14 protein-coding genes are annotated in these 8,447 nt (G+C 72.0%); 9 read left to right on the top strand and 5 right to left on the bottom strand.

From position 1 onward, the window contains the following. Window positions 1–156 precede the first annotated feature (156 nt). Entirely contained in the window at window positions 157–360 is a 204-nt protein-coding gene (locus ACFV04_RS20570) for a DUF397 domain-containing protein (RefSeq protein ID WP_380530878.1), read from the bottom strand. 7 nt (window positions 361–367) lie between these two features. Then, window positions 368–1,252: a helix-turn-helix domain-containing protein gene (locus ACFV04_RS20565; RefSeq protein WP_380530876.1), complete on the bottom strand. Its 885-nt coding sequence runs from the start codon at window positions 1,250–1,252 to the stop codon at window positions 368–370. Window positions 1,253–1,492: 240 nt separating this feature from the next. On the opposite strand from ACFV04_RS20565, the gene ACFV04_RS20560 reads away from it, so the two are divergent. The 8 genes from ACFV04_RS20560 to ACFV04_RS20525 all read left to right on the top strand — a co-directional run bounded on the left by ACFV04_RS20560 (window position 1,493) and on the right by ACFV04_RS20525 (window position 4,773). Beyond that, complete coding sequence (locus ACFV04_RS20560; RefSeq protein WP_380530873.1) at window positions 1,493–1,861, top strand: ATP-binding protein; 369 nt, start codon at window positions 1,493–1,495, stop codon at window positions 1,859–1,861. Beyond that, window positions 1,858–2,112, top strand: coding sequence for a hypothetical protein (locus tag ACFV04_RS20555; RefSeq protein WP_360259143.1), 255 nt, complete (start codon window positions 1,858–1,860; stop codon window positions 2,110–2,112). The genes ACFV04_RS20560 and ACFV04_RS20555 overlap by 4 nt, the downstream gene beginning before the upstream one ends. Further along, window positions 2,100–2,225: a hypothetical protein gene (locus tag ACFV04_RS20550; protein ID WP_380343128.1), complete on the top strand. Its 126-nt coding sequence runs from the start codon at window positions 2,100–2,102 to the stop codon at window positions 2,223–2,225. Before ACFV04_RS20555 ends, ACFV04_RS20550 begins: the two co-directional genes overlap by 13 nt. Then, on the top strand, window positions 2,218–2,526 hold the full coding sequence (locus ACFV04_RS20545; RefSeq protein WP_380530870.1) for a hypothetical protein: 309 nt from the start codon (window positions 2,218–2,220) through the stop codon (window positions 2,524–2,526). The genes ACFV04_RS20550 and ACFV04_RS20545 overlap by 8 nt, the downstream gene beginning before the upstream one ends. Window positions 2,527–2,676: 150 nt before the next feature. Beyond that, window positions 2,677–3,132: a hypothetical protein gene (locus tag ACFV04_RS20540; protein WP_380530868.1), complete on the top strand. Its 456-nt coding sequence runs from the start codon at window positions 2,677–2,679 to the stop codon at window positions 3,130–3,132. Between the two features lie 125 nt (window positions 3,133–3,257). Beyond that, window positions 3,258–3,845, top strand: coding sequence for an RNA polymerase sigma factor (locus ACFV04_RS20535; protein ID WP_380343136.1), 588 nt, complete (start codon window positions 3,258–3,260; stop codon window positions 3,843–3,845). After that, the gene (locus ACFV04_RS20530) at window positions 3,842–4,486 is read left to right on the top strand and encodes a hypothetical protein (protein WP_380530866.1); all 645 of its coding nucleotides are present in this window, start codon (window positions 3,842–3,844) and stop codon (window positions 4,484–4,486) included. The genes ACFV04_RS20535 and ACFV04_RS20530 overlap by 4 nt, the downstream gene beginning before the upstream one ends. A gap of 32 nt (window positions 4,487–4,518) precedes the next feature. Continuing rightward, window positions 4,519–4,773 carry a hypothetical protein gene (locus tag ACFV04_RS20525; protein WP_380530863.1) on the top strand — a complete coding sequence of 85 codons (255 nt, stop codon included), beginning with the start codon at window positions 4,519–4,521 and terminating at the stop codon, window positions 4,771–4,773. A gap of 49 nt (window positions 4,774–4,822) precedes the next feature. On the opposite strand, the gene ACFV04_RS20520 is transcribed toward ACFV04_RS20525, so the two are convergent. Together ACFV04_RS20520 and ACFV04_RS20515 are read right to left on the bottom strand one after the other, a co-directional pair. Continuing rightward, complete coding sequence (locus ACFV04_RS20520) at window positions 4,823–5,494, bottom strand: DsbA family oxidoreductase (RefSeq protein ID WP_380343144.1); 672 nt, start codon at window positions 5,492–5,494, stop codon at window positions 4,823–4,825. A gap of 201 nt (window positions 5,495–5,695) precedes the next feature. After that, window positions 5,696–6,430 carry a DUF6215 domain-containing protein gene (locus tag ACFV04_RS20515; protein WP_380530859.1) on the bottom strand — a complete coding sequence of 245 codons (735 nt, stop codon included), beginning with the start codon at window positions 6,428–6,430 and terminating at the stop codon, window positions 5,696–5,698. Between the two features lie 298 nt (window positions 6,431–6,728). On the opposite strand from ACFV04_RS20515, the gene ACFV04_RS20510 reads away from it, so the two are divergent. Then, on the top strand, window positions 6,729–7,700 hold the full coding sequence (locus ACFV04_RS20510) for an oxidoreductase (protein ID WP_380343148.1): 972 nt from the start codon (window positions 6,729–6,731) through the stop codon (window positions 7,698–7,700). Window positions 7,701–7,708: 8 nt separating this feature from the next. Here ACFV04_RS20510 and ACFV04_RS20505 read toward each other — a convergent pair whose 3' ends face one another. After that, on the bottom strand, window positions 7,709–8,239 hold the full coding sequence (locus ACFV04_RS20505) for a hypothetical protein (RefSeq protein ID WP_380530857.1): 531 nt from the start codon (window positions 8,237–8,239) through the stop codon (window positions 7,709–7,711). Between the last annotated feature and the right edge of the window lie 208 nt (window positions 8,240–8,447).

The following is an 8,447-nucleotide window of genomic DNA, read 5'->3' as shown; positions in this document are numbered from 1 at the left end:
CCGATGGTACTGCAGGGGGGACCCTGTGGGAGAGTAGGACGCCGCCGAACAACCTTTGTGAAGAACCCCCATCCGGATTCCGGATGGGGGTTCTTTGCGTTTGACACTTTGAGGGAGTGACCCTGCCCGCTCGCCGCGTCGGCGAGCGGGCAGGGTTCAGATGAGGTGGTCGAACTCGCCGGCCTGGGCTCCGAGGATGAAGGCGCGGAGCTTGGCGGTCGAGGTGGTGATGACGACGGAGGGATCCTCGGACTCCCGAAGGTGGCGAACATCCTCAGCTCCGGCTGCGAGCTCAAGGCAGTTATTGGCTCCCTCCGCGTTGCTGTATGACGACTTCTGCCAAAAGAGGTCGGACATCATGGGCCTTTCACGACTGAAGTAGATAGAGAAGATGATGCAGGAGCCCCCATGAGTCGCGGTTAGGGAGCCCCCGCAACGCCGTCTCGCGGTCCGCAGCCGGTAGAGCGTGAGCGCTGAGCTGCTGGAACATCTGGCGGTAGGCCGAGAGCTCAGCTTGATCGATGAGGTGCTCTGCCCGCTTGGGGCCGTCCAGGATGACTGTTGAGAGTTCAGGACAGCCGGGATCACAGAAGAGGAACGAGCCCGAGAACGGTGGGCTCTTCGGAGCGGTGAACGGCAGCACCCGGAGATCTACGTTGGGCAGCTCAGCCATCTTGAGCAGATGAAGCAGTTGGGCTCGCATGACGTCATCTCCAGCGAATCGCATGCGCAGTGCGGCCTCATGAACGACAAGGCGGAACTTCCGCTGCTTGTCGTCGGTCAGGATCCGCTGGCGCTCCATGCGGAACTGGATCTGTGTAGCAGTGTCCCATTTCCCGGATCCGCCCTCGTAGAGCGCTTTGGTGTAGGCGGGCAGTTGAAGGATGCCGGGGATGTGTAGCGGATCGTAGGTGTCGAGCTGGATCGCCCGGTCTTCTGACTCAGCGAGGTCCAAAGCCAAAGCCGGGACTCGCCCCTTGAAGCTCGTCCACCACCCCTTGCCGTCACTCTCTCCAAGGCCGAGCAGCAGGGCGGCATAGGTCTCATCCTTGCATCCATAGCCGCGGAGCAAGACCGTGAGTCGTTCTGGATCCAGCCGGGTGCGAGCCGCCTCAATGTGGCTGAGCTGGGGACCGCCGATGCCGATGAGGGCACCGGCATCTTTGACCGCAAGGCCGGCCGCCTCGCGCAGTCGCCTCAGCTCACTGCCGAATCGCCGCTGCCGCTCGCTGATTTGGGTCCTGAGAGCCAAGGGGGTTTCCTTCCGTGTCGGCCCAGTCTCCACCCACACGAGTGAGCCGATCCAGGCCTGAGGAGTCTTCTTCGCGATTAGGTTGCAGTCGTGAGACGTATTGCCCTACTCTCAGTGTTGCACCGATCACATGACGGAGTGTCAGTAACGCCTGTTTTCGCACCGCAGAGCAGCCTCACCAGGTCTCGCTCACGGTGACCCTCCGTCTGATCACCGTCTCTCCCTTTCCCTGGGGGTCTCATGCGTGCCTGCAACCCGCCCGACTGGTCCACCGCTCGGGCTGAGCTCTCCGACCTTCTCACCGCTGCCGGGTGGTCGGCCTCCCTCATCGGGGACGCCGAGCTGGCGCTCCACGAACTCTTCGTCAATGCCTGGCGCCACGCCGGGAGTCCGGCGCCGCTGGTGACCCTCGTGCTCTCCGCGCGGTGCCTCCGGGTCTCGGTCTGCGACGACAGTCCGGTCCTTCCCGGCGACCCTCGGCCGCCGGCCGACCCGCTGTCCTGCTCGGGCCGGGGCCTGCACCTCGTCCGCGCCCTCACCCACCGTTTCGGTGCCGACCCCCGTAAGCAGGGCAAGGCCGTCTGGTTCGAGCTGGAGGCCGCCGCGTGAACCGCCGCCGTTACCCCATGCAGCCCACCGACCCGCGGGTCCGGGCCTACACCGACGCCCACATTCGCACCCTGCTGGCCGAACTCCACGAACGCGGCAAGAAGTTCGGCCTCGTCTTCCCCTCCGCCGCCACGGACAGGACCCTCGATGGCCGCGTCCTGGTCCGCTTCAACACGGCCCCGGCGTCGACCCTCCTGAACCTCCTCACCCTCCTCCTCGACGCGGACCGTGAGTGCTCGTGCGGTTCCTGATCGCCGCCGTCTTCCTCGCCCTCCTCGCCCTGGCGTTCGCCACCGTCGCCCTGGGCGTCGTCACCGCGCTCAACGTTGCAAGGCCCGACGGAGAAGAGCCCCACGATGTTTGACCTCACCCCCACCCCCACCCCCACCCCCGCTGTCGCCAACGCCCTTGCGGCGACGCACTACGCGGTCGCCGCGGCCTTCAACACCCTCGCCGGCGTCCCCGTGACCCCGCCCGTCGCCGATGACTTCGACTGGCCCGACCTGGAGACCTTCATCCACCACCTGGGCTTCGCCGCCGACGACTCCGAGACCGCCCTCAACCTGTACCGCCTGCTCTTCGCCGTCCAGCGGATCGCCTACCGCGAGGCCGCCGGCCGTAACTCCCCCTGGTCGGCCGCCCGTCTCAACCCCCGCTCCGGCTAGGTCCGCAGGAGGTCCAGGGCGGGGTGAAGGTGCGGGTTCTCGTGCCGGGTCCAGCCCACCGCACCGGCCCCGCTCTCACCCCCGTCGTGAGCACGCCCAGGCATCGGTTCGGTGCCCGCCGTTCCGGGCGTAGGGACTAGCCTGACCTGCATGGACGCGTTCGAGAGTCGGCTGCACGGCGCCTGGGAGTGGTGGGACGCCGCCATCGGGGACGCCCAGGAGGGCCGCTGGGTCCGGACCCCCGTCGAGCGCCGGGTGATGGACGACATCGCCGCCGCGACCGTCGGGTTCGGGTACCTGGACCCGTCCGTCGAGCTCTCCCTGCGCGCCCGGGTCAGGCGCGTCGCCACCTGGGCGGGCGTGCTCCGGCTCGCCGCCCGGGCCGGCGACTGGGAGCTCAGTCCTGTCGCCGGAGTGCTCCCGCCCCGCCCCGCGCGGATGGCCGAACTGCTCTCCGCCGTCTACGCGGTCGGCGAGCAGGGCGAGGTCTGGCTGCGGCAGCTGCCCGTCGACGGACCGCCACCGCCGCGCGCGGTGGCCCGGGCCGAGGGCTTCCTCTTCGGGCCGGGTTCCGTCGAGGACCTCCGCCAGTTCTTCTACGACTGAGGTCCGTGGGACGGCTGGTCCGGTCGAGGAGGTCCCGGGTCGCCGGAAGGGTCGCGTGTAACGCCTTGGACCGCCGGAGCCAAGTAGAGACGTAAGGCAGTGCTCGTCGTCCCAAGGAGTCATCCGTGTCAGCGGAGCACCCGATAGCACCACCCTCGCGTGACCCGGCGGCGTTCGCCGTGTTCTACCGGCAGCAGTTCGACACCGTGCTCGGCTTCGTCACGCGGCGCACCGACAGTGCCCACCTGGCAGCCGATCTGACGGCGGACATCTTCCTGACGGCGCTGGAGCAGGCCGACAGTTACGACGCCCGGCGCGGCGCGCCCGTCGCCTGGCTGTACGGCATCTCCCGCAACGTCCTGGCCTCGCACTTCCGCGGCAGCGTCCGGGAACGCGACGCGGTGGCCAGGATCGCCGGTCAGCGGTTGCTGGACGACCAGGACGTGTCCGCGATCGAGGGGCGCATCGACGCGGAGCGCGAGGCCCGTGGGCTGGCCGTTCGGCACGCCGCCCTGTCCGAGCCGCTGCGCGCGGTGCTGGACCTGGTGGCCGTCGACGGGCTGGCCGTCCGTGAGGCGGCCAAGGCGCTGGGCATCAGCGCGGCCACCGCCCGGGTGCGGCTGCACCGGGCCCGCAAGGCACTGCAGAAGGTCGTCCCGCAGACCAGTACCACCAGCACGTCCGTGAACGTTCTCCTGGAGGCCGCCTCGTGACCACGCCCCTGCACTTCCAGCAGAAGCTCGGCGCCGAACTCGCCGCCCGTGCCGAAAGCCTGCCCGTCGCGGGCACCACCGCCAGGGTCCGGCCGCGCTACACCCGCAGGCTGGTGGCGACCGGCCTCGGGCTGGCCGCCGCGACCACTGCGGTCGTCCTGATGCCGCACGGCGGCGCCTCCGGCGTGGCCCCCGCGCCGCAGGCCGGCTCCGCCGCCCCGCACTCGGCCGGTGGCGGCTCGACCGCGGTGCAGCTCACCACCGCCTCCTACACGGTGACCCCCCACCAGGACGGCACCGTCTCCTTCCAGCTGATCGGTGCCGAGTGGTCCGGGCTCCAGGACGCCCTGCGCTCGGTGGGCGTGCCCGCGCTGGTGATGACGCCCTCGGCCTCCTGCCACACCCCGGTGGCCACCGACAGCAGCCGACTGGAGTCGGTGATGTCGCTGGACCCCGCGAACGGCCGCATCTCGATCCTGCACCCCGCCGCCATCCCGCCGGGGGAGAGCCTGCTGCTGCTCGACACCGCCCCCAAGGACGGGCTCCACCCGAACGCCGTGGGGAGTCTGGAGATCTCGCTGACCAAGGAGACTCCCGGCTGCTTCCCGCTGTCCCAGACCAACGGGGTCGGTGTGGGCTGACCCGCCCGGTGGCGGCGGCTTAGCCTCTCGGTATGACGAATTCCTGGCCCGAGCAGGCCGCGCTGGCCCACGGCGAGCGGGTGGAACTGACCACCCCGGATCCGCCCCGTCCGGAACTCGGGCACCTGGGCCCGGAGGTCCTGGGCACCCGGGGCGTGGTGCTCGGATGCGTCATCGACCGTGACGACCGCGACGGCGGTCGCGTCGGGCCCGTCTACCAGGTGGAGACCGAGGACGGCAGTCCTTGGCGACTGCGGCCGGAGTTCCTCGTCTCCCTGGACCGCTGATCACCCCGGAGCAGGAAGTCGGCGGGGCCGACTTCCTGCTCCGCGCGCCTCACCGCTCGGGAGTGAGCGGCGTCAGCGGCAACGCGACCCGGCTCTCCCAGGCCTGCTCCAGCGCGCGGGTGAACGTTTCCGCGGGCTGGGCGCCCGAGACTCCGAGCCGCCGGTCCAGGACGAAGAACGGCACGCCCGTCGCCCCCATCGCGCTCGCCGTGGTCTCGTCCTCGCGCACCGCCTCCGCGTACGCCTCCGGATCGGCCAGCACGGCGGCTGCGGCCCCGCCGTCCAGGCCGGCCTCCACGGCCAGTTCGACCAGTCGGCCCGGGTCGAACGCGGAGCGCTCCTCGGCGAAGTTCGCCCGGTACAGGGCGTCCAGCAGCAGGCCCTGCCGGCCGTGCTCCTCGGCGAAGTGCAGCAGGCGGTGCATGTCGAAGGAGTTCGCCGCGTCGCGCCCCTCGCGCAGGTACGGCAGGCCTTCGGCGTGCGCGTTCTCGGCGATCCGCGCCTCCGCGGCCTCGGCCTGCTCCAGGCTCATCCCGTACTTGGCGGCGAGCAGCGGTACGACCGGCCGCGCCTCGTGCGGCGCGCGCGGGTCCAGCTCGAAGGAGCGGTGGACGACCTCCACCTCCTCGCGGTGCGGGAACGCCGCCAGGGCCCGCTCGAACCGGGCCTTGCCGATGTAGCACCACGGGCAGTTGATGTCGCTCCAGATCTCGACGCGCACGGCGCTGCACTCCTTCCAGCCTCGCGCGGACCTCCCGCGCCGACGTCTACCGGAACATCCTCGCCCACCTGAATATTTCAGGGAGAGAAATATTCAGGTGGGCGAGGCGTCGCCGGTCCCGCCACCGGGTCCTCGGCCCGTCGGCCGCTCCGGCGCGAGAGGTCGGCCCGACCGGCCTCCTGTGCCGATCCGCCGCGGGGGCTACGGGGCCGCGACCCAGCCTGGGAGGGTGGGCAGTACCGTTTCGGCGAGGCGGTTCAGGGCCGCTTCGTCGGGGGTCAGGCCGTCCTGGCGGAAGACGGCGAACTCGAAGGCTCGGCCGCCGGGGGCCTTCGGGTCCTGGGCGACGACGAGGTTGCGGGTGGCGGGGCCGGACTTCATCTCGGGGCCCAGCACCGTCGCACTGGACGAGTAGGTCACGGCGGGGTGGCCGAGGACGGTGGCCGGCTTGGCGAAGAACTGGGGCATGCCGATCATGTCCTGGACCGAGGTGTTGCTGTCCATGAGGCTCACGACGGTGTGCTTCAGCCGCACCTCCACCATGACGTCCTTGCCGAAGGCGAGGGGAGCCGGGTGCGCGGTCGTGACGCGGTCCTCGGGCGTACCCAGCAGGGCCGGGAGGTCGGGGCGATCGAGCGCGGCGCACAGGCTCGGGTACCCCGGCTGATCCGTGGGCCCGGGGGCGGCGCACTCGACGGGCTTGTCCTCCGGCTTCGGAGGAGTGTCGAGGAACCCCAGCCCCCACAGACCGGCCAGGACACCGGCGGCCAGCGCCACCACGGCCGCCAGCTTGAGGCCCGGCCGGTCGCTGCCCGTGTCGGCGGCGTCGTTGCCCGCGTCGCCGGCGTCGCTGCCCGTGTCGGCGGCATCGTTGCCCGCGTCGGCGGCGTCGTTGCCCTCGGTCCGGTCGGCGGTGCCGGTCGTGTCGGATTCCATCCTTGAGTCCCCCGTTCGAGCGGCTCGCCCCCGACCACCCGGGGGCCTCGTGAGCCGGGCTGATCGTAGCGTCGGCCCGGTGGTGGCGATGCGCGTGGTCGGCCCTCTGACCTGTGGAGACGTGGCCCGCGCGGCAACTCCCGGAGCATGCCGGGGCGGTCGCGTCCCGGGGGAACCGCCGGACCCGGGCAGCTCGGTGCGGATCCGGGGGCCACTCGGCGTCGAACGCGGCCACCGGCCGCTCCGGGCGCCGCCCGGGCTTGATCTGGACCGCGCTCCAGCTCCTAGCGTCATCGGCATGACCAGTACTCACCAGCAGCCGCTCGGCTCCCCGTTCTCCTTCTCCAGCACCGCCGAGGAGGTCACGGCCGGCCTCGACCTCTCCGGCCGGACCGCCGTCGTGACCGGCGGCTACTCCGGGCTCGGCCTGGAGACCGCCCGGGCGCTGGCGGCCGCCGGGGCCCGGGTCGTCGTCCCGGCCCGCCGGCCGGAGACCGCCCGTGCCGCGCTCCGGGGGACGGGGTGCCGGATCGTCCCCATGGACCTCGCCGACCCGGCCGGCGTCCGTGCCGGGGCTGCGCGGATCCGCGAAACCACCGGCCGGGTCGACCTCCTGATGGCGGTCGCCGGTGTGATGGCCACCCCGGAACGGCGGGTCGGGCCGGGCTGGGAGGGGCAGTTCGCCGCCAACCACCTCGGGCACTTCCTCCTCGTCTGCGAGCTGTACCCGCTGCTCGCCGCCGCGCCGGACGGTGCCCGCGTGGTGGTCAACAGCTCCGCCGGGCACTTCCTGAGCGACATCCGCTGGCACGACCCGCACTTCCGCACCGGTTACGACCGGTGGCTGGCGTACGGCCAGGCCAAGACCGCCAACGCGCTGTTCGCCGTGCACCTCGACGCGTGCGGGCGCGGGGACGGCGTACGGGCGTTCGCGCTGCACCCGGGAAAGATCATCACCGGCCTGCAGCGGGAGATGACCCGCCGGGAACAGATCGACCGCGGCTGGGTGGACGAGCGGGGCACCGTGGTCGGCGCGGACTTCAAGACCCCGTCGCAGGGCGCCGCGACCGGTCTCTGGGCCGCCACCTCGCCCCTCCTCGACGACCGCGGCGGCCACTACCTGGAGGACTGCGAGGTCGCCCGGCTCGCCGGGCCGGACACCCCGATGGACGAGGGCGGCGTCCGCCCGTACGCCGTCGATCCGGACGCGGCCGCCCGCCTGTGGGAGCTGTCGCTCGCGGCCACCGGCGCCGCCCCGGTCGGTGGCTGAGGCCGCCGCTACAGGCAGATCCAGCAGTACAGCCGCTCGCCCGCCGCGCGCGCCCGGCGGGCGAGGCCTATCAACTCCTCGGCCAGCGGCAGGAGGTCGGACGGATCGGCGCCGTTCCACTCCTGCGCCAGCGCCCACTGCCCGACGACCTCCGGCACCCGTTCGTCGGGCACCCCGGCGAGCGTGTCCCGGACGGCGTCGCCCAGTTCCGTCACCCACGGCCCGCTCGCCCACGGATCGTCCTCGCCCACCGGCCCGCCCGGGCCGGGCTGCGGCGTGGTCGGCCAGACCGGCGACTCCGCGACCGTGTCGGGCTGCCACTCCTCCCGCCGGACGGCGGCGACGAGCCGGCCCAGCACGATGGCCGGATCGACCCGCTTCGCCGCGACCCCGTCGAAGCCGGACCCGGAACCGGACCCAGCCCCGGAACCGGACCCGGTGCCGTCGTCGAAGTCGGGTCGTCCGCCGCCCGTGAGCTGCAGGGCGCGGACGACCGCGGCCGCATCGGGCGCCCGGAAGTAGTCGGTCAGCACACCCATCGAAGCCACCCCTCGTCCCGGCCGTCCCACGTCTGTCGCCAGTGAAGCAGGCGGCACTGACACCGGGGAGGCGGACTGGGGGACGGAGACGGGAGCGCGGGAGTGGGGGGGGGGGGCCCGCGCCAAGGACCCGACCCCCCCACAGCGCCGGGCGCCGTCGGGGGGGGCCCCCCCGCCCCCGGCGTAGTCCTCCCCCCCCACGCCATTG

It is taken from the genome of Kitasatospora sp. NPDC059599, from assembly GCF_042735125.1.
In the GTDB taxonomy this organism is placed as follows: Bacteria; Actinomycetota; Actinomycetes; order Streptomycetales; family Streptomycetaceae; genus Kitasatospora.
The sequence above is the reverse complement of the archived record's forward strand: the minus strand, read 5'-3'. Positions and strand labels throughout refer to the sequence as shown.

Excerpts from the sequence above, each read along its gene's own strand:
- ACFV04_RS20570 (WP_380530878.1), bottom strand. The coding sequence starts at position 360 with ATGATGTCCGACCTCTTTTGGCAGAAGTCGTCATACAGCAACGCGGAG.
- ACFV04_RS20560 (WP_380530873.1), top strand. The coding sequence starts at position 1,493 with ATGCGTGCCTGCAACCCGCCCGACTGGTCCACCGCTCGGGCTGAGCTC.
- ACFV04_RS20545 (WP_380530870.1), top strand. The coding sequence starts at position 2,218 with ATGTTTGACCTCACCCCCACCCCCACCCCCACCCCCGCTGTCGCCAAC.
- ACFV04_RS20540 (WP_380530868.1), top strand. The coding sequence starts at position 2,677 with ATGGACGCGTTCGAGAGTCGGCTGCACGGCGCCTGGGAGTGGTGGGAC.
- ACFV04_RS20525 (WP_380530863.1), top strand. The coding sequence starts at position 4,519 with ATGACGAATTCCTGGCCCGAGCAGGCCGCGCTGGCCCACGGCGAGCGG.
- ACFV04_RS20515 (WP_380530859.1), bottom strand. The coding sequence starts at position 6,430 with ATGGAATCCGACACGACCGGCACCGCCGACCGGACCGAGGGCAACGAC.
- ACFV04_RS20510 (WP_380343148.1), top strand. The coding sequence starts at position 6,729 with ATGACCAGTACTCACCAGCAGCCGCTCGGCTCCCCGTTCTCCTTCTCC.
- ACFV04_RS20505 (WP_380530857.1), bottom strand. The coding sequence starts at position 8,239 with ATGGGTGTGCTGACCGACTACTTCCGGGCGCCCGATGCGGCCGCGGTC.